This window comes from Eikenella sp. (genome assembly GCF_057315495.1).
Map to the genome: position 1 here is coordinate 38,690 of NZ_DBHKXY010000008.1, position 18,005 is coordinate 56,694.

Genomic DNA, 18,005 nt, shown 5'->3' on the forward strand with positions numbered 1-18,005 from the left:
CTTTGCCGCGCAAGATTAGGGCGGGGGCGGGAAAAACAAGCTCTCCGGCAGATTATAGTGGATTAGAGTAAGAATGCTACGGCGTTGGCTCGCTTTGCCGTACTAGCTGTACTGTCTGCGGCTCGCCGCCTTGTCCCATTCTTACTTTAATCCACTATAACTTTGCTTCCGCCTGTTGTTGCAAGGTGCAAGCCCGCCGCATTACCCCGCCCGTACAAATTCACCCGTTTTAGCTATCGCGGAAAACGGGATTTTCAGGTAGCCTTAGCGGCTTCCGCAGCTATGTTAAAGAAACGCCATGCCCAACACCATCTATCTGGCCTCGGCCAGCCCGCGCCGCCGCGAAATTTTGGTTTCATTAGGTTTCCAGCCCGTGCTGCTGGCGTCGGAAATCGACGAAACGGTACAGCCGGGCGAAGCGGTGGCGGATTATGTGGCGCGGATGGCACGGCAGAAAAACGCGGCAGCACGGCAACTGGCGGCGCAACGCGGCCTTGCCTTGGCACAGCCGCTGTTGAGCGCCGACACAGTAGTGGCGCTGGATAATGCCATTTTGGGCAAACCGCGCGATGCGGCGCACGCCCGCGAGCTGCTGGAAAGCCTTTCCGGGCGCGAACACCAAGTGTGGACGGCGGTATGCGTATCGCGCGGCGAGCAAACGCTGGAAGCGGCACAGCGCAGCGATGTGCGGTTTAAAGAACTGAGCGAGCAGGAAGTCGCGGCCTATATCGCTAGCGGCGAACCGCTGGATAAAGCAGGCGCATACGGCATCCAAGGCATCGGCGGCGTGTTTGTGGCGCACCTTTCCGGCAGCTTCAGCGGCGTGATGGGGCTGCCCGTGTTTGAAACCGTGCAGCTGCTGCGCCAACTGGGCGCACCCGTGCCACCGTTTGCCAAGGCTACCTGAAAAAGTATTGCCGCATGATTTAAGGGCTACCTGAAAAGCCTGCCGCGGTTTTCAGGTAGCCTTCCCCGTTTAACTCCCTACCATACAAACCAATAATCGACACATCATGAATCTGCTTTCCAAAAACCATCCCGTTTGGGGCATGGCCTTCCGCCCCTTCTATCCGCTGGCCGCCCTCTACGGCATGCTTTCCATCCTGCTGTGGAGCTTCGGCTATCAAGGCACGGCCGCGCTGCCCAATTATTTCTGGCATGCCCACGAAATGATTTGGGGCTATGCCGGCGCGGTGGTGGTGGCCTTCCTGCTCACGGCGGTAGCCACCTGGACGAAACAACCGCGCACCTGGGGCGCGCCACTGATGATGCTGGCGCTGCTGTGGCTGTTGGCGCGCGCATTTGCCTTTGCCGCGCCGCTCACTTTGGCTAGCGGCATCGCAGGCGTGGCGTTCTATTGGCTTGCGGCTTGGTATATGGGCGTGGCCGTGGTGCGCAGCCGCAACAAGCGCAATTATCTGGCGGTGGCCGCGCTGTTTATGTTCGGCCTGCTGCAGGCGCTGTTTCATTGGCAGCTGGCACGGCATAATTTCTCCGCGCTCGCCGGCGGGCTGTTTGCCGGGCTCTCCGTGGTGGCCGGCTTTATCGGGCTGGTGGGGATGCGCGTGATTCCGTTCTTCACCGCCAAACGGCTCGGCTGCGAGCAGGTGGGCAGCCATCCTTGGGTGATGACGGCTTCCTTGGTGGTGCCGCTGGCCATGGCTCTGCTCTACGGCTTGCAGGCGGTGCTGCCGCCTTCGGCAGCCGATGCGGCGCTGGCTGCCGCAGCCATACTCAGCATAGCGGCCGGGTTGCTGGATATCGTGCAAACCGTGCGCTGGTGGCGGCCGGAAGTGGCTAAAGAGCCGATGCTGTGGGTTCTGTTTGCCGGCTTCCTGCTCACCGGCGCGGGGCTGACGGTGATGGGCTTGGGGCATTGGCTGCCGCGCTGGCAGAGCCTTGGCGTGCATTTGGTGGCCGTGGGCGGCATCGGGCTGATGACGGTGGGCATGATGGTGCGCACCGCGCTGGGACACACCGGCCGGCCGCTCTACCCTGCTCCCGCCGCCATGCTATTGGCGTTTTGGCTGATGGTGGCCGCTGCGCTGGCGCGTGCCGCCACGGCGGTGTTGATGTATTTGCTCCCCGCCGCCTACCAGCCCGGCCTGTGGCTCTCCGGCCTGCTGTTTGCCGCTTCGCTGCTGCTCTACACCTGGCGCTACCTGCCCTGGCTGACCGCGCCGCGGGTGGACGGCAAAGAAGGCTGAGTGGCAGGCTACCTGAAACTGTCCCGGCATTTTTCAGGTAGCCTTTAGCTGGCCCATAGAGGCTACCTGAAACAGAACAAACGCAGTTTTCTATAACACGCCAAACGCAAACAGGGCGGGCAAAAATTGCCCACCCTGTTTTTTTAGATGCAGCAATAGCCGTGAGCCCGCAGGCTGAGGCTACCTGAAACCGCCAGCTCAATGATGGCTGCTGCCGATCTCGAAGGTTAGCGTGGCATAAGCAGCCAGCTGGCCGCACACAGCCTGGTCAGAGAAATCGGTTTTGTGCACCACGCGTACTTTCCAGCTGCCTTGGCGCAGCGGAATGATGCCTACCGTGCCGTCGGCACGGGTAGTGTCGGAGAACGCCTGCGGCTCGAGGCGGTGTGATTTGTCGGCCGGGTCGCGGTGGGAGAAACCGTCAAACGTGGCCACCACCGTGGCATCCGGCAGCGGCTCGCCACGGAACAACACCCGCACCGGCAACACTTCACCCACGCGCACATTGGCCGGATTTTCCAGCGGCACGATCTCCAGCAAATCGCCCACCGGCCGGCTGATCAGCTCCTTGCTCGCGCTTTCGTGCCCCACGTTTACCACCGCTTTGCCAAACATGCTGGTTTGCTCGCAATAAGTGGCATCTTTCATCTGCGTCAGGTTTTGCCGCTGCCAGCCCGCCGCATTGCGCGACCAGAAAGTCGGGCGGTATTGCGCCAACAGCAGATAGCTGCCGTCGGCCACCGCCCGCGGCGTTTCAAACTGATAATTATGTTGCCCGCGCCGCACCAAATCGATTTTGCCCTGCGGCGTGAGCAATTGCAGCGGCTTGGGAAACAGCGTCAAACGGTCGGCTGCAATCGGCTCCAACTCGGGATAGTGCCCATAGCCCAGCTCGGCCTTCAACACCTCGCCGCCATGCGTATGCGCAGCATTCACCCACACCTCATGGCCATGCGCGGCCACCGATAAACCGGCCAACAGCACGGCAGACAATAAATGGCGGAACATAAAAACTCCTTTACAGATTGTTCACACAGACCGTGTGTTATACCATAACTATCCTGCCTAGAAAATATAGTCAACGTACTTATTACTTCCTGCAACGTGCCAGCACGCCTGGCAGGATAAGACCGATTGCTTCCGCTAGCGCAGGCAATGCCATCCAGGCTACCTGAAAATGCTGCAAAAACCGACCTGCCCTGCCGCCGCCCTTCACGAGCGGCACGGCTTGCGTGTAAGATGCGCAACGGCAACCGCCCCACACCCCTATTCATCATGATGCAAGGCAAACCAAACTGGAAACGATACCGGCAGCAGCTGCAGGCCAAACTGCACGCCCTGCGGCCAAAACGGCAAGCTAAGTCGCAGGCCCCCCAACCCAAACCGCAGGCAAAGCTGCACGCCCTGTGGCAAAAGCTGCAGGACAAACTGCGCACCCTGCCGCAGCAGTTGCGGGCAAAACCGCAGCTGTCGGCTGCGGCCGCCATAGTGGCCGGCTGCCTGCTGCTCGCCTTCGGGCTTTTATCCGGCGGCAACCGCAAACATCCCGCACCCGCCGCCGAAACCACAGCTTCGCAGGCTTCGGCACCGGCCGCAGGCAGCGCATCCGGCGTCGAAACGGCCACCGTATCGGTGGAGCTGGTTACCCCCGAAGTGTCGGACGGTAATGCCGAAGACGACCCGCTCACCGCCGCCGAAGCCAACCCCGAGCCGGAGCATGCCCTGCCGCCCACCACCGCCGACCACATGAACCCCGTGTGCGAAACCTATTTCCAACGCGCCCGCGCCTGCTTCCGCCAAGCCCCCGACGGCCAGGCCGATGCGCTGTTGCAATCGCTGGAAGCCACGCGCGGCGACCTCTCGCAATTGGATGCTGAAGGCTGCGAAGTGGTGAGCCAGCAGTTTGAAGAAATGGTGCAGCAGATGGGCTGCGAACAAAGAGCCGCAGACAGCAAGCCGGCTAATACCAACCCGCCGCCGGCCAAACCTGCCGAAGCCAAACCCCAAGCCGCTTCGGCAGTGCATAAGCGTTAAAGCAAAAATGATCAAAAGGCTACCTGAAATGCTTGATTGGCTTTCAGGTAGCCTTTTATGCTGCTCACATAACTAAAGTGCTTCACTGCATACTGCGCTGGCTCACTTTGCCGTACTGGCTGTGCTGTCTTCGGCTCACTGCTTGGTATGAATCAAGAATCCCTCCAGCTATCGCAGGCTACCTGAAAACCAAACTTCCTCCACCCACCAAACCATCCGCCTACGAAAAAGGCTGAACCCGCTTATTACGGTTTCAGCCTTTTGCTTTTCAGGTAGCCTTATTCGGCTTCATCCACCTGCTCGTTCACTTGCGCTTCGTGATGCGCCTGCCACTGCACACGGCGGCTGCGGTGGTAAGTGAGGCCGGTACCGGCCGGAATCAGGCGGCCGACAATCACGTTTTCCTTCAGGCCGCGCAGGTCGTCTTTCTTGCCCATGATGGCGGCTTCGGTAAGCACGCGAGTGGTTTCCTGGAAGGAAGCCGCGGAAATGAAGCTGTCGGTAGAGAGCGAGGCTTTGGTGATGCCCAGCAAGATGTTGTCGAAACGTGCCGGCTCTTTGCCTTCGGCAACGGCGCGTTCGTTGGCCTGCATTACGTCGCCACGCTCCACCTGCTCGCCGGTGATGAACCCGGTTTCGCCGGCGTCGGCAATGTTCACGCGGCGCAGCATCTGGCGGATGATCACTTCGATGTGCTTATCGGAAATGCGCACACCTTGCAGGCGGTACACTTCCTGCACTTCTTGCACGATGTAGCGTGCCAGCGCTTCGATACCTTGCAGGCGCAGAATGTCGTGCGGATCAACCGAGCCGTCGACGATAATCTCGCCACGGTTCACTACTTGGCCGTCGTGCACCAGAATCTGTTTCTCTTTGGAAATCAGGGTTTCGTGTGCCGCGCCTTCCAAATCGGTAATCACCAGGCGCTGTTTGCCTTTGGTTTCCTTACCGAAAGACACCGTGCCGGTTACTTCGGCCAGCATACCGGCATCTTTGGGCACGCGGGCTTCAAACAGCTCGGCCACGCGCGGCAGACCGCCGGTAATATCGCGGGTTTTGGAGGAAGCCTGCGGGATACGCGCCAGCACGTCGCCCTTGCCCACTTCCTGATCTTCGCGCACGGTAATCACCGCGCCCACGGGGAAGGCCATGGAAACGGGGGTTTCGGTGCCGGGTACGGTAACCTCTTCGCCGTTTTCGTCCAACAGTTTCACAGTGGGGCGCAGCAGCTTACTGGTGCTGGTGCGGCGTTTGCCGTCGATCACCACCAAAGTGGAGAGACCAGTGATTTCGTCGGTTTGACGGGTAACGGTTACGCCTTCTTCCACGTTTTCAAAGCGCACGCGGCCAGCGTATTCGGTAATCATCGGGCGGGTATGCGGATCCCATGTGGCCAGGGTTTTGCCGGCTTTCACCGCAGAGCCGTCCTGCACCAGCAAAGTGGCACCATAGGGCACCTTGTGGCGTTCGCGCTCGCGACCCACTTCGTCGTGAATCACCAATTCACAGGAGCGGCCAATCACCACCAATTCGCCTTTGTTGTTAGCGACATAGCGCATCTGACTGCTGAAACGGGCGGTACCGTTGGATTTGGCTTCCACTTGGCTGGCGGCGGCGGCACGGGAGGCGGCACCACCGATGTGGAAGGTACGCATGGTTAGCTGCGTGCCGGGCTCGCCGATGGATTGGGCGGCAATCACGCCCACGGCTTCGCCGGTGTTCACCAGTTTGCCGCGTGCCAAATCGCGACCGTAGCACTTGGCACACAAGCCATAACGGGTTTTACAGGTAATCGGGGTGCGGACTTTCACTTCGTCCACGCCGGAGCGGTCGATCAGATCCACCAACTGCTCGTTGAGCAGGGTGCCGGCTTCCACCAAGGTGGTGCCGCTGGACGGATCCACCACGTCTTGCGCGGTTACGCGACCCAAAATGCGGTCGCGCAGGGCTTCAATCACGTCGCCGCCCTGTACCACGGCTTTCATCACGAAACCGTCGTTGGTGCCGCAATCGTCTTCCACCACAACCAAATCTTGGGTTACGTCCACCAAGCGGCGGGTCAGGTAACCGGAGTTGGCCGTTTTCAACGCGGTATCGGCCAGACCTTTGCGCGCACCGTGGGTGGCGATAAAGTATTGCAATACGGTGAGGCCTTCACGGAAGTTGGAAGTAATCGGGGTTTCGATAATCGAGCCGTCCGGCTTGGCCATCAAACCACGCATACCGGAAAGCTGTTTAATCTGGGCGGCAGAACCACGCGCACCGGAGTCGGCCATCATGTAGATGGAGTTGAACGACTCTTGATCCACTTCTTTGCCTTCGCGGTCGATTACTTTCTGTTTGGAAAGATTATCCATCATCGCCTTGGCGATTTTATCGCCGGCGCGGCCCCAAATATCCACCACTTTGTTGTAGCGCTCGCCGTTAGTTACCAAACCTTGGCGGTATTGGTCTTCGATTTCTTTCACTTCGGCGTTGGCTTCGGCCAAGAGTTTGGCTTTTTCTTTCGGCACTTCCATATCGTCCACGCAAATGGAGATGCCGCCTTTGGCTGCAAAGCTGAAGCCGGTGTACATCAGGTGGTCGGCGAAAATGACCGTATCGCGCAAGCCGCACAGGCGGAACGAGGCGTTAATCAGGCGGGAGATTTCTTTTTTCTTCAGTGCCTTGTTGATGTATTCAAACGGCAGGCCCTTGGGCAGAATTTCGGACAGCAGGGCACGGCCAACCGTGGTTTCGTAGCGTTTGGTAACCGGTTCGAACTCATCTTGGTCGTTTTTCACCCATTCCTGCAAACGCACGGTGATTTTGGTGCCCAATTCCACCTGCTTGGTGTAGTAAGCGCGGTGCACTTCTTTCACGTCGGAGAACAGGCTGCCTTCGCCTTTGCCGTTGATTTTGTCGCGGGTCATGTAGTAGAGACCCAATACAATATCTTGAGACGGCACGATAATCGGCTCGCCGTTGGCGGGCGAGAGCACGTTATTGGAGGCCAGCATCAGGGTGCGGGCTTCCATTTGCGCTTCCAGGCTCAACGGCACGTGTACGGCCATTTGGTCACCGTCGAAGTCGGCGTTGAACGCGGCGCACACCAAGGGGTGCAGCTGAATAGCCTTGCCTTCAATCAGGATCGGCTCAAAAGCCTGAATACCCAAGCGGTGCAGGGTCGGGGCGCGGTTGAGCATAATCGGATGTTCGCGGATCACTTCATCCAAAATATCCCATACCACCGGTACTTCCTGCTCTACCAGTTTTTTCGCTGCTTTCACGGTAGCCGCTTCACCGCGCACTTCCAGTTTGTGGAAGATGAACGGTTTGAACAGCTCCAAGGCCATGCGTTTGGGCAGGCCACACTGATGCAGGCGCAGGTAGGGGCCTACGGTAATCACGGAACGGCCGGAGTAGTCTACGCGTTTACCCAACAGGTTTTGACGGAAGCGGCCGCCTTTACCTTTAATCATGTCGGCCAGCGATTTGAGCGGGCGTTTGTTGGCACCGGTCATGGCTTTGCCGCGACGGCCGTTGTCCAGCAGGCTGTCTACTGCTTCCTGCAACATGCGTTTTTCGTTGCGCACGATGATGTCGGGCGCATGCAGCTCCAGCAGGCGTTTGAGACGGTTGTTGCGGTTGATCACACGACGATACAGATCGTTCAAATCGGAAGTGGCGAAACGGCCACCGTCCAACGGTACCAGCGGACGCAAATCGGGCGGCAGCACGGGTAGCACGTCCATAATCATCCATTCCAGCTTCATGCCGCTGCGCTGGAAGGCTTCCAGCACTTTCAGGCGTTTGGCCAGCTTTTTGATTTTGGTTTCTGAGCCGGTGCTTTCCAATTCTTGGCGCAGGATTTCGATTTCGGCCGGCACATCCAGCACACGCAACAGTTCACGAATACCTTCGGCGCCCATTTTGGCATCGAAGTCTTCGCCGTATTCATCCAGCTTGGCATAGTAGTCTTCTTCAGTCAGCAGCTGGCGGCGTTGCAGCGAGGTCATGCCGGGATCGGTTACCACAAAGGCTTCGAAATACAGCACACGCTCGATGTCGCGCAAGGTCATGTCCAACACCATGCCGAGGCGGGAAGGCAGTGACTTCAAGAACCAAATATGGGCAACGGGCGCGGCCAGCTCGATATGGCCCATGCGCTCGCGGCGTACTTTGGAAAGGGTAACTTCCACACCGCATTTCTCACAGGTTACGCCTTTAAACTTCAATCGCTTATATTTGCCGCACAAGCATTCGTAGTCTTTTACTGGGCCAAAGATTTTGGCGCAGAACAAACCATCGCGCTCCGGCTTAAAGGTACGGTAGTTGATGGTTTCCGGCTTCTTGACTTCGCCGTAAGACCAAGAGCGGATGGTTTCGGGCGAGGCAATGCCGATTTTGATGGCATCGAATTCTTCTTCCATGCCAGCAGCTTGCAGCGGGTTAAACAGGTTCGACAGATTCATTTTTGCTCCCAATCAGGATTTTGTATTTTGCTCACTCTGTTTCAGACAGCCTATGAGGCTACCTGAAAAATATGGGCGGGCGGCTTGGCCGGGTTTTGCCCGGCGGCAAACGGCGACTCGGCGGAGAATATCGCGCCGGCACAATGGCTGTTTCTATTTTCAGGTAGCCTCTGAGACTACCTGAAAAGCCCCGTTTAATACCGCTCCATATCGATATCCAAGCCCAGCGAACGGATTTCTTTTACCAACACGTTAAACGATTCGGGCATGCCGGCTTCGATTTTGTGTTCGCCTTTAACGATGTTTTCATACATCTTCGTGCGGCCGGTTACGTCGTCCGATTTCACGGTCAGCATTTCCTGCAGCGTGTAGGCGGCGCCATAGGCTTCCAGCGCCCACACCTCCATCTCACCGAAACGCTGGCCACCGAACTGTGCTTTACCACCGAGCGGCTGCTGGGTCACAAGTGAGTACGGGCCGGTAGAACGGGCGTGCATTTTTTCGTCCACCAAGTGGTGCAGCTTCAGATAGTGCATCACGCCCACGGTTACCTTGCGGTCAAACGGTTCGCCGGAGCGGCCGTCATACAGAGTGATTTGGGTTTTGGTGCCGTTGAAACCCAGTTTCTGCACTTCTGGATCATCGCTTGGATAGGCCAACTCGAGCATGTCGTAGATTTCCTGCTCTTTGGCACCGTCGAACACCGGCGAAGCGAAGGTGGCACCGCCCTTAAGATTCTCGGCCAAAGTGAGGATTTCTTCATCACTAAGCGATTTCAGGTCTTCTTTTTTACCGCTGCTGTTATAGAGTTTTTCCAAGAAGGAGCGGATTTCTTTCACTTTGCGCTGTTCGGCCAGCATTTTCTCAATGCGCTGACCAATGCCTTTGGCGGCCCAGCCCAAATGTACTTCCAAAATCTGACCGATGTTCATGCGTGAAGGTACGCCCAGCGGGTTGAGCACGATGTCTACAGTGCGGCCATCGGCCATGTAGGGCATGTCTTCCACCGGCAGAATGCGCGATACCACGCCTTTGTTACCGTGGCGGCCAGCCATTTTGTCGCCAGCCTGCAGGCGGCGTTTGATGGCGATGAACACTTTGACCATTTTCTGCACACCGGGTGGCAGCTCGTCGCCCTGGGTCATTTTTTTCTTCTTGATTTCGTATTGCTCGTCGGCCTCTTCGCGTTTCTGCTGCAGACTGAGCTTAATCAGCTCAAGCTGTTTGGCCAGTTCTTCGTCGGACAGGCGGATGTCGAACCAATCGTGCTTGGTCGGCAGAGAAGCCAGGTATTCGGCAGTAATTTCTTTGCCTTTACCCAGTTTCATCGGGCCGCCATTGGCTTTTTGGCCGACAATCATGCGCTCGATACGGTCGAAGGCATCGTTGTCGAAAATACGCAGTTGGTCGTTCAAATCCAAGCGGTAGCGTTTCAGCTCGGCATCAATAATGGATTGTGCACGCTTGTCGCGCTGGATGCCTTCGCGGGTGAACACCTGTACGTCGATTACCGTACCGCTCATGCCAGTGGGCATACGCAGCGAGGTATCCTTCACATCGGAGGCTTTTTCACCAAAGATGGCACGCAGCAGTTTTTCTTCCGGCGTGAGCTGGGTTTCGCCTTTGGGCGTTACTTTGCCCACCAATACGTCGCCAGCTTCCACTTCTGCGCCGATGTACACGATGCCGCTCTCGTCCAAACGGTTTTGCATGCGTTCAGACAGATTGGGAATATCGCGGGTGATTTCTTCCGCACCCAGCTTAGTGTCACGAGCCACCACATTGAGCTCTTCGATATGGATGGAGGTGTAGCGGTCGGCGGCAGCCACTTTCTCGGAAATCAGAATCGAGTCTTCGTAGTTGTAGCCGTTCCAAGGCATGAAGGCGATGGTCATGTTCTGACCAAGCGCGAGTTCGCCCAAGTCAGTAGAGGCACCGTCGGCAATCAAATCGCCGCGCTGCAACACATCGCCGGCTTTCACTGCCGGGCGTTGGTTGATATTGGTAGATTGGTTGGAGCGGGTGAATTTCACCAGGTTATAGATGTCCACACCTACTTCACCGGCTACAGTTTCTTCGTCGTGCACGCGGACCACGATGCGGTTGGCATCCACATACTCCACCACGCCGCCGCGACGAGCCACGATAGCAGTGGCAGAGTCAACAGCCACGGAGCGCTCGATGCCGGTACCGACCAGCGGTTTTTCGGCACGCAGGCAGGGCACGGCCTGACGTTGCATGTTGGCACCCATCAAGGCACGGTTGGCGTCATCGTGTTCCAAGAAAGGAATCAGCGAAGCAGCCACAGACACCACTTGGCCGGTGGCCACGTCCATATACTGCACGCGGTCGGCGCTGGCCATGATGGTTTCGCCTTTTTCGCGACAGGTAATCAAATCGCCTTTCAGGTAGCCTTTCTTATCCACTTCGGCGTTGGCCTGCGCAATCACATAACGGCCTTCTTCAATGGCAGACAGATAGTCGATTTCATCGGTAACCTTGCCGTCTACCACGCGGCGGTACGGAGTCTCCAAGAAGCCGTAATCGTTGGTGCGGGCATAAACCGATAATGAGTTAATCAGACCGATGTTCGGGCCTTCAGGCGTTTCAATCGGGCACACGCGGCCATAGTGGGTCGGGTGTACGTCGCGCACTTCAAAGCCGGCACGTTCACGGGTCAGGCCGCCCGGGCCGAGTGCTGAGACACGGCGCTTATGGGTCACTTCCGACAGCGGATTAGTCTGATCCATAAACTGTGACAGTTGGCTGGAACCAAAAAACTCTTTGATGGCAGCCGATACCGGTTTGGCATTGATCAAATCGGTCGGCATCAGATTGTCGGCTTCTGCCTGATTCAGGCGCTCTTTTACTGCACGTTCCACACGTGCCAAGCCAGAGCGGAACTGGTTTTCGGTCAGCTCGCCCACAGAACGCACACGGCGGTTACCCAGGTGGTCGATATCGTCCACTTCGCCATGACCGTTGCGCAATTCAACCAGCGTGGCAATGGAAGCAACAATGTCTTCAGTGCTCAGAATAAATCCACCTTTTTCCGCTGCTCCAGCCAAAGTTTCGTTCAACAAACGGCCATACCACGATTGCTGCTGGTCTTCAGACAGTTTTTGCTCGTAGGTGCGGGTGTTGAATTTCATGCGGCCAACGCGCGACAGATCATAGCTGGCCTCATTGAAGAACAAGCGATCAAACAGCATTTCTACTGCTTCTTCAGTAGGCGGCTCGCCGGGACGCATCATGCGGTAGATGGCAATACGCGCAGCCATTTGGTCAGCCGTTTCATCCACTTGCAACGTAGAAGAAATATAGCCGCCATACCCCAATTCGTTGATGTATAGGGTTTGAATTTCGTTCACACCCTGAATTTCCAGCTGTGCCAATAATTCTTCGGTAATTTCGCTATTGGCTGGCGCTAGAATTTCACCAGTATCAGGCACGATAACGTCTTTCGCTAGCATTTTGCCGATCAAAGCCTCAGCATCCACCCGCAGGCGCTTCAAACCAGCTTTCTCAATATCGCGCAACCCTTTGGCAGTAACCCGTTTGCCCGCGGCAACCAGCACTTTACCGTCTGCATTGCAAATATCGGTTTTTACGGTTTCGCCCTTCAATCGCGACAAGACCAGTTCGGTCTCTACGCCATCTTTGTTTAGATAGAATGTTTCCTTGTCGTAGAAGGTATCCAAGATCTGTTCGGCACTGTATCCCAATGCTTTCAGCAAAATGGTTACTGGCATTTTGCGACGGCGGTCGATACGGAAGTAGAGCAGGTCTTTTGGATCAAACTCTAAATCCAGCCATGAGCCGCGATAGGGAATAATACGTGCAGAAAACAGCAACTTGCCTGAAGAGTGAGTTTTGCCCCGGTCATGTTCAAAGAATACCCCCGGAGAACGGTGCAGTTGAGACACAATTACGCGTTCAGTTCCGTTAATGATGAATGAGCCATAAGGAGTCATCAGCGGGATTTCGCCCATATAAACTTCATTCTCGCGCACTTCTTTCACCACATTGGGCTTAGAAGATTCCTTATCCAAAATCACCAATCGGATACGGGCACGCAACGGGGCAGCATAAGTGATGCCACGCAACTGGCATTCGGCAATATCAAATAATGGCTCCCCCAAGATGTAATGAGTAAATTCCAACCGAGCATATCCATTGTGACTCACAATCGGGAAAATAGAATTGAATGCAGCCTGCAAGCCTTCGTCCAAGCGCTTATCAAAAGCAGTTTCCTGCTGGAGAAATTTTCGGTAAGACTCCAGCTGGGTAGCCAGCAAATATGGCACTTCCAGCACACTATCACGCTTAGCAAAGCTCTTTCGGATACGTTTTTTTTCAGTAACTGAATAACTCATTGTTGAACACTCCGGATAATGAGAGAGATTGATTCCCACTTGAACGATAGCAACATCCACTACCACTCTAAAATTTACATATATTTGCCATAGAAGCCGGCTTGGATAGCAAATATATGTAAATTATTACTTAATCCTAATCTCCAAGCGAAACAAGGCTGGCAGATACCTGCCAGCCTGTTAGCGAGAAAATACTTATTTGATTTCCACTTTGGCGCCAGCTTCTTCCAGCTGTTTCTTGATTTCTTCAGCTTCAGCAGGAGTAACGCCTTCTTTGATGGTCTTCGGAGCGCCATCAACCATGTCTTTAGCTTCCTTCAAGCCCAAGCCAGTAATGGCACGAACCACTTTAATCACGCCTACTTTTTGATCGCCAGCGGCGGCCAAAATAACGTCTACCTCAGACTTGGCTTCAGCTTCACCACCAGCAGCACCAGGACCAGCAGCAATAGCAACGGCAGCAGCAGAAACGCCGAACTTGGTTTCAAATTCTTTTACCAAGTCGTTCAACTCCATTACAGTCAAACCACCGATTGCTTCCAAAATGTCTTCTTTAGTAATAGCCATGCTATCAAACTCCTAATTGAATGAATAAGTAAAACATAAAAAATAGTTAAGCAGATACTTCTTCAGCAGCTTTTTTCTCAGCCAGAGCAGCCAAGACGCGAGCCATGCCAGACAACGGAGCCTGCATGAGGAACAGCAATTTGGACAACAATTCTTCACGACTCGGAATTGCAGCCAGCTGACCCACCTGAGCGGCATCCATCACCGCACCGTCATAAGAGCCTGCTTTAATGATCAGCTTCTCATCTTTTTTAGAGAATTGGTGCAACACTTTTGCAGCAGCTACAGCATCTTCAGATGCTGCATATACCAACGGGCCAACCATATGCTCAGCCAACCCAGCAAAAGGAGTGCCTTCCACCGCACGACGAGCCAACGTGTTTTTCAAAACACGCAAGTACACTCCTTCCTTACGAGCATTGGCACGCAATTCGGTCATACTAGCAACGCTGATACCGCGGTATTCGGCAAGCACCATGGTCTGAGCATTGCCGATACCGGCAACAATCTCTTCCACAACTGCTTTTTTAGTTTCAATACTAAGACTCAAGGTCTACCTCCTACTGTTTATCAAAGAACGTCTAGCGACATCCACCAGCTCGGCAACCTGAAAAGACATTTTGCAAGCAATTGCTTGCTCATAATCTCAGGACCACCGTCTACGTAGGGTAAAATATTAAATCTCACGATCCCTACGGTCTTGGACTCTACTTACAATCAAGCATAAGCAGTCCATATTTCAGGCAGCCTCCGCAGCTAGCAAAGGCTACCTGAAAATTTCTTCTAATTAGACACGCTACCAACATCTACACGGACACCAGGGCCCATGGTGCTAGATAATGCGATTTTCTTCAAATACTGACCCTTGGTAGCAGCTGGCTTCGCCTTCACCACTGCATCCAACAGGGTATTGAAGTTTTCGCGCAAATCAGCCGCCGCAAAAGAAGCGCGACCAATGGTAGCATGCACCACGCCAGCCTTATCAGTGCGATACTGAACCTGACCGGCTTTGGCATTGCGCACAGCTTCTGCCACATTTGGCGTAACCGTACCCACCTTCGGATTTGGCATCAAACCGCGCGGCCCCAAGATAGTACCCAACTGGCCAACAATACGCATCGCATCAGGAGAGGCAATAACAACATCAAAATCCAAGTTACCCGCTTTTACCTCAGCGGCCAGATCCTCAAACCCAACCACATCAGCGCCTGCTTCTTTTGCCACCTCAACATTGGCACCTTGAGTAAATACCGCCACACGAACAGTTTTACCAGTACCTTTTGGCAATACAACAGATCCACGGATTACTTGATCAGATTTACGTGAATCCACGCCCAAATTGATAGCAACATCAACAGACTCATCAAATTTGGCTGTAGCCGTTTTCTTCACCAACTCAATTGCTTCATCAATTGAGTAGTGCACATTTGAATCAATAGAAGAGCGCAAACCCTGGAAACGTTTAGACAACTTAGCCATTACACACCCTCCACATCCAAGCCCATGGAACGGGCAGAACCAGCAATAGTACGAACCGCCGCGTCCAAATCAGCCGCAGTCAAATCAGGCTCTTTAGTCTTGGCAATTTCTTCCAACTGGGCACGGGTAACCTTACCCACCTTGCTAGTCAACGGATTTGAACTACCCTTCTGCAAACCAGCAGCTTTTTTCAGCAAAATACTGGCCGGAGGAGTCTTCATTACAAATGTAAAAGACTTATCCGCAAACGCAGTAATCACCACTGGAATAGGCAGCCCAGGCTCCACATTTTGCGTAGCCGCATTAAATGCCTTACAAAATTCCATGATATTCAAACCACGCTGACCCAGTGCCGGACCAACCGGAGGAGAAGGATTAGCCTTCCCTGCAGGGATCTGCAACTTAATATAACCTACAATTTTCTTTGCCACATTTAGCTCCTAAATAACGGGTAACACGCAGAAATTCTGCTCCCCAAAAATCAAGCCGCGTATTATAACTAAACTCTTACTCATTGCCAAGCAATCAGACTAAATCTTCTCTACCTGACTAAAATCCAGCTCAACAGGCGTTTCTCGACCAAAAATTTGCACCAGAACTCGCAGCTTATTGCGCTCATAGTCGACAACATCAACCAACCCGTTAAAGTCAGAAAATGGGCCTTCGCTTACCCTGATCTGCTGTCCAACCACAAACTCAACTCGTGGCTTAGGCTTCTTCTCAGAGCCAGCAGCATCCGACACCTGAGACATTATCACATCAACTTCTCGTTGAGAAATTGGCAAAGGATGGTTAGCAGTACCCCCAATAAACCCATTAACCCTAGGTATACTCTTGACTAAGTGCCATGATTCATCAGTCATTTCCATTTCTATCAATACATAACCTGGAAAAAACTTACGCTCACTAACTGTCTTCCGACCATTCTTAATACCAACAACCTCTTCAACTGGTACCAGAATCTGACCAAAAAGCCCCTCCATCCCCTCTCTTGCGATCCGCTCCTTCAGAGTCTTCTGCACATTCTTCTCGAACCCAGAATAAGCTTGGATGACATACCAATTTTTAGCCATTTTCTCGCCCCTGCAAATTACTCAGCAATTTTCGTAAATAACCACACCAAAAAAGAATCCACCAACCACAAAAATAAAGTTAGCACTGCCGTGAACATCAAAACGAAGAATGTATTGCGCCAAGCCTCGTTTTTAGGCGGCCAAACAACCTTCTTAATCTCAACAACAGAATCCTTGATATACCGAATTAACCCAGGACCAGTATCACACCAGAAGAAAACAATTAGCCCAGAGAGCAACAACGAGACCCCTAAAATGGTACCTCGCACATATAGCGGCTGCTGAGACAGAAATGAAAAACCAATCGCCCCACCGATAACCAAAGCAGCTGCCAAAAATAATTTAGCGCCATTTCCTTTTCCAGCCTTACGTTGAGCAACTTGCCCTCGATCACGCAATTCCTGGCGAGCCTGCTTCAACGAAGCAACGGACATCTCTTTTACTTTCTGCTTACGATCACTCATTTGCAACCACCCTAAACTTCATAGTTCTTTATAAAACAGCATAAAACAAAAGACTAACCGGGAGGCCGGTTAGTCTTTCTTTTGGCAGGCCAGGAGGGTCTCGAACCCCCAACCCTCGGTTTTGGAGACCGATACTCTACCAATTGAGCTACTGGCCTCTAACCTTTAAGCGATCACGGAAGCCACCACACCGGCACCTACCGTACGGCCACCTTCGCGAATCGCAAAGCGCAGACCTTCTTCCATAGCGATCGGAGCAATCAGTTCTACGGTGATGGTTACGTTCTCACCTGGCATAACCATTTCCACACCAGGCTCCAGCTCTACAGCACCGGTTACGTCAGTAGTACGGAAGTAGAACTGTGGACGGTAGTTGGCGAAGAACGGGGTGTGACGACCACCTTCTTCTTTGCTCAATACGTATACTTCGGCTTTGAATTTGGTGTGCGGAGTGATGGTGCCAGGTTTAGCCAGCACTTGACCACGCTCAACTTCTTCACGTTTGGTACCGCGCAGCAGTACGCCTACGTTGTCACCAGCCTGACCTTCGTCCAGCAGCTTGCGGAACATTTCCACACCGGTACAGGTGGTTTTCTGAGTGGGTTTCAGACCAACGATTTCGATCTCTTCGCCCACTTTGATGATACCACGCTCTACACGACCGGTTACCACAGTACCGCGACCAGAGATAGAGAATACGTCTTCGATCGGCAGCAGGAAGGGTTTGTCTACGGCGCGCTGAGGAGTGGGGATATAGCTATCCAAAGCAGCAGCCAGTTCGAAGATTTTTTCTTTGTAGCCGGCATCGCCTTCGAGGGCTTTGAGAGCGGAACCTTGTACGATCGGGCAGTCGTCGCCGGGGAAGTCGTAGCTGGAGAGCAGGTCGCGAATTTCCATTTCAACCAACTCAAGCAGTTCGGCATCGTCTACCATGTCGCATTTGTTCATGAATACGAGGATGTAGGGTACGCCTACCTGACGAGCCAGCAGGATGTGTTCGCGAGTCTGCGGCATAGGACCGTCAGCAGCGGATACCACTAGAATAGCACCGTCCATCTGGGCAGCACCGGTAATCATGTTTTTTACGTAGTCGGCGTGACCGGGGCAGTCTACGTGAGCGTAGTGGCGACCTTCGGTTTCGTACTCTACGTGGGCGGTGTTAATGGTAATACCGCGGGCTTTTTCTTCCGGAGCATTGTCAATCTGATCATAAGCTTTAGCTTGACCGCCGAATTTTTCAGCCAAAATAGTGGTCAATGCTGCTGTAAGTGTGGTCTTACCATGGTCAACGTGACCAATGGTGCCAACGTTTACGTGCGGTTTGCTACGTTCAAATTTTTCCTTAGCCATG

Annotated in this window: 13 protein-coding genes and 1 tRNA gene; 3 read left to right on the top strand and 11 right to left on the bottom strand. The window is 54.1% G+C overall.

Annotated elements, in window-relative coordinates:
* The first annotated feature begins 298 nt into the window (after positions 1 to 298).
* Positions 299 to 907 (top strand): Maf family protein, encoded by a 609-nt coding sequence (locus tag ACO6EE_RS01050; protein WP_485958678.1) that lies wholly within the window; start codon positions 299 to 301, stop codon positions 905 to 907.
* A gap of 106 nt (positions 908 to 1,013) precedes the next feature.
* Complete coding sequence (locus ACO6EE_RS01055) at positions 1,014 to 2,207, top strand: NnrS family protein (protein ID WP_485958679.1); 1,194 nt, start codon at positions 1,014 to 1,016, stop codon at positions 2,205 to 2,207.
* Positions 2,208 to 2,405: 198 nt separating this feature from the next.
* On the opposite strand, the gene ACO6EE_RS01060 is transcribed toward ACO6EE_RS01055, so the two are convergent.
* Positions 2,406 to 3,215 (bottom strand): DUF4198 domain-containing protein, encoded by an 810-nt coding sequence (locus ACO6EE_RS01060; RefSeq protein WP_485958680.1) that lies wholly within the window; start codon positions 3,213 to 3,215, stop codon positions 2,406 to 2,408.
* A gap of 231 nt (positions 3,216 to 3,446) precedes the next feature.
* Here ACO6EE_RS01060 and ACO6EE_RS01065 point away from each other — a divergent pair, with 231 nt between their 5' ends.
* Positions 3,447 to 4,241, top strand: coding sequence for a hypothetical protein (locus tag ACO6EE_RS01065; RefSeq protein ID WP_485958681.1), 795 nt, complete (start codon positions 3,447 to 3,449; stop codon positions 4,239 to 4,241).
* A gap of 278 nt (positions 4,242 to 4,519) precedes the next feature.
* On the opposite strand, the gene rpoC is transcribed toward ACO6EE_RS01065, so the two are convergent.
* The 10 genes from rpoC to tuf all read right to left on the bottom strand — a co-directional run bounded on the left by rpoC (position 4,520) and on the right by tuf (position 18,004).
* The gene (gene rpoC / locus ACO6EE_RS01070; RefSeq protein ID WP_485958682.1) at positions 4,520 to 8,695 is read right to left on the bottom strand and encodes a DNA-directed RNA polymerase subunit beta'; all 4,176 of its coding nucleotides are present in this window, start codon (positions 8,693 to 8,695) and stop codon (positions 4,520 to 4,522) included.
* A gap of 194 nt (positions 8,696 to 8,889) precedes the next feature.
* Positions 8,890 to 13,071, bottom strand: a complete 4,182-nt coding sequence (gene rpoB, locus ACO6EE_RS01075) for a DNA-directed RNA polymerase subunit beta (RefSeq protein WP_485958683.1) — start codon at positions 13,069 to 13,071, stop codon at positions 8,890 to 8,892.
* A gap of 195 nt (positions 13,072 to 13,266) precedes the next feature.
* The gene (gene rplL / locus ACO6EE_RS01080) at positions 13,267 to 13,638 is read right to left on the bottom strand and encodes a 50S ribosomal protein L7/L12 (protein ID WP_003823693.1); all 372 of its coding nucleotides are present in this window, start codon (positions 13,636 to 13,638) and stop codon (positions 13,267 to 13,269) included.
* A gap of 46 nt (positions 13,639 to 13,684) precedes the next feature.
* A complete protein-coding gene (gene rplJ, locus ACO6EE_RS01085) occupies positions 13,685 to 14,188 on the bottom strand; it encodes a 50S ribosomal protein L10 (protein WP_485958684.1) in 504 nt (167 codons plus the stop codon).
* A 233-nt stretch (positions 14,189 to 14,421) separates the two neighbouring features.
* Positions 14,422 to 15,117 carry a 50S ribosomal protein L1 gene (gene rplA / locus ACO6EE_RS01090; RefSeq protein WP_485958685.1) on the bottom strand — a complete coding sequence of 232 codons (696 nt, stop codon included), beginning with the start codon at positions 15,115 to 15,117 and terminating at the stop codon, positions 14,422 to 14,424.
* Positions 15,117 to 15,548, bottom strand: coding sequence for a 50S ribosomal protein L11 (gene rplK / locus ACO6EE_RS01095; RefSeq protein WP_035573849.1), 432 nt, complete (start codon positions 15,546 to 15,548; stop codon positions 15,117 to 15,119). The genes rplA and rplK overlap by 1 nt, the downstream gene beginning before the upstream one ends.
* 99 nt (positions 15,549 to 15,647) lie before the next feature.
* The gene (gene nusG, locus ACO6EE_RS01100) at positions 15,648 to 16,190 is read right to left on the bottom strand and encodes a transcription termination/antitermination protein NusG (RefSeq protein ID WP_485958686.1); all 543 of its coding nucleotides are present in this window, start codon (positions 16,188 to 16,190) and stop codon (positions 15,648 to 15,650) included.
* A 17-nt stretch (positions 16,191 to 16,207) separates the two neighbouring features.
* The gene (gene secE / locus ACO6EE_RS01105) at positions 16,208 to 16,654 is read right to left on the bottom strand and encodes a preprotein translocase subunit SecE (RefSeq protein ID WP_485958687.1); all 447 of its coding nucleotides are present in this window, start codon (positions 16,652 to 16,654) and stop codon (positions 16,208 to 16,210) included.
* A gap of 82 nt (positions 16,655 to 16,736) precedes the next feature.
* Positions 16,737 to 16,812: transfer RNA gene (locus ACO6EE_RS01110), tRNA-Trp, on the bottom strand.
* Between the two features lie 7 nt (positions 16,813 to 16,819).
* A complete protein-coding gene (gene tuf, locus ACO6EE_RS01115; RefSeq protein WP_003825050.1) occupies positions 16,820 to 18,004 on the bottom strand; it encodes an elongation factor Tu in 1,185 nt (394 codons plus the stop codon).
* Between the last annotated feature and the right edge of the window lies 1 nt (position 18,005).

Coding starts and splice junctions, on each gene's coding strand:
- secE (WP_485958687.1), bottom strand. CDS start 16,654: ATGAGTGATCGTAAGCAGAAAGTAAAAGAGATGTCCGTTGCTTCGTTG.
- ACO6EE_RS01065 (WP_485958681.1), top strand. CDS start 3,447: ATGCGCAACGGCAACCGCCCCACACCCCTATTCATCATGATGCAAGGC.
- ACO6EE_RS01050 (WP_485958678.1), top strand. CDS start 299: ATGCCCAACACCATCTATCTGGCCTCGGCCAGCCCGCGCCGCCGCGAA.
- rplA (WP_485958685.1), bottom strand. CDS start 15,117: ATGGCTAAGTTGTCTAAACGTTTCCAGGGTTTGCGCTCTTCTATTGAT.
- ACO6EE_RS01060 (WP_485958680.1), bottom strand. CDS start 3,215: ATGTTCCGCCATTTATTGTCTGCCGTGCTGTTGGCCGGTTTATCGGTG.
- rplL (WP_003823693.1), bottom strand. CDS start 13,638: ATGGCTATTACTAAAGAAGACATTTTGGAAGCAATCGGTGGTTTGACT.
- tuf (WP_003825050.1), bottom strand. CDS start 18,004: ATGGCTAAGGAAAAATTTGAACGTAGCAAACCGCACGTAAACGTTGGC.
- nusG (WP_485958686.1), bottom strand. CDS start 16,190: ATGGCTAAAAATTGGTATGTCATCCAAGCTTATTCTGGGTTCGAGAAG.
- ACO6EE_RS01055 (WP_485958679.1), top strand. CDS start 1,014: ATGAATCTGCTTTCCAAAAACCATCCCGTTTGGGGCATGGCCTTCCGC.
- rpoC (WP_485958682.1), bottom strand. CDS start 8,695: ATGAATCTGTCGAACCTGTTTAACCCGCTGCAAGCTGCTGGCATGGAA.
- rpoB (WP_485958683.1), bottom strand. CDS start 13,071: ATGAGTTATTCAGTTACTGAAAAAAAACGTATCCGAAAGAGCTTTGCT.